Raw genomic sequence first — 1,260 nt, forward strand, 5'->3', positions numbered from 1 at the left:
GTCGGGTCCAGGCTCATGATCGCCATGTAGACGCACTTGAGCGCGGCCTGCTCGTTCGGAAAATGCCCGCGAGCCTTGACCGCCCGCCGGATCCGCGCGTTGACCGACTCGATGGCGTTGGTTGAGCAGATCACCCGGCGGATCTCGGTGTCGAAGTTCAGGAAGGGCACGAACTCGGCCCAGGCGTCCTCCCACAACTTCACGATCGCCGGATACCTTCCGCCCCAGGTCTCGGCGAACTCCAGGAAGCGCTCGAGCGCGGCCGCCTCGGTCGGGGCGGTGTAAACCGGCTTGAGCGCCTTGGCGATGGCGTCCCAGTGCTGGCGGGCCGCGTACCGGAACGAGGCACGCAGCAAGTGCACCACGCATGTTTGGACGACCGCTTGGGGCCAGACGGTCTCGATGGCCTGCGGCAGGCCTTTGAGCCCGTCACAGACCACCATCAACGCATCGGCGACGCCGCGGTTCTTGATCTCGGTCAGCACGTGCAGCCAGAATTTCGCTCCCTCACCGCCGTCGCCGGCCCACAGCCCGAGGATGTCGCGCTCACCGTCCACGGTGACCGCCATCGCCACGTAGATCGGCCGGTTGGCGACCTGGCCCTCGCGCAGCTTCACATGGATCGCATCGACGAACAGGACCGGGTAGATCGGGTCGAGCGGCCGGTTCTGCCATTCGGCCATGCCGTCCAGCACCTTGTCGGTGATGGTGGAGATGGTCTGCCTGGACACCTCGGCGCCGTAGACCTCAGCCAGGTGGGCGGAGATCTCCCCGGTGGTCAAGCCCTTGGCGGCCAGCGAGATGACCATCTCATCCACACCGGACAGCCGCCGCTGCCGCTTGCGCACGATCTTCGGCTCGAAGCTACCGTCCCGATCCCGCGGCACGGTGATCTCCACCGGCCCGACGTCGGTGATGACGGTCTTCGAGCGCGCGCCGTTGCGACTGTTGCCCGTCTCGCTAGCACCGCGTTCGTGCTTGTCGTAGCCGAGATGGTCGGTGATCTCCCCTTCCAGCGCGGACTCCAGCACCAGCTTGGTCAGCCGGCCCAGCAGCCCGTTCTCGCCCACCAGCTCCACGCCCTCGGCGCGGGCCTGATCGACCAGCCGGGCCACCAACTCCCGGTCCGATTCCTTCGTCTTGGCGGCCTTGGGCTGCTCACGCGCCACGCTGGTGTCCTCCAGGTCGATCTCCGTCGATGCCTGGATCACAGTACTCATCAGGTGCGTTCTCCTTGATCAGGAGTTACACCAGTGACCG

Annotated in this window: 1 protein-coding gene; it reads right to left on the minus strand. The window is 66.3% G+C overall.

Annotated elements, in window-relative coordinates; genetic code table 11:
- Positions 1-1,220, minus strand: a 1,220-nt coding sequence (locus tag ACWDRB_RS67850; protein WP_449912916.1) for an IS256 family transposase, incomplete at its 3' end; no start/stop codon positions are given.
- Positions 1,221-1,260 lie beyond the last annotated feature (40 nt).

The sequence above is a fragment of the Nonomuraea sp. NPDC003707 genome, assembly GCF_053587055.1.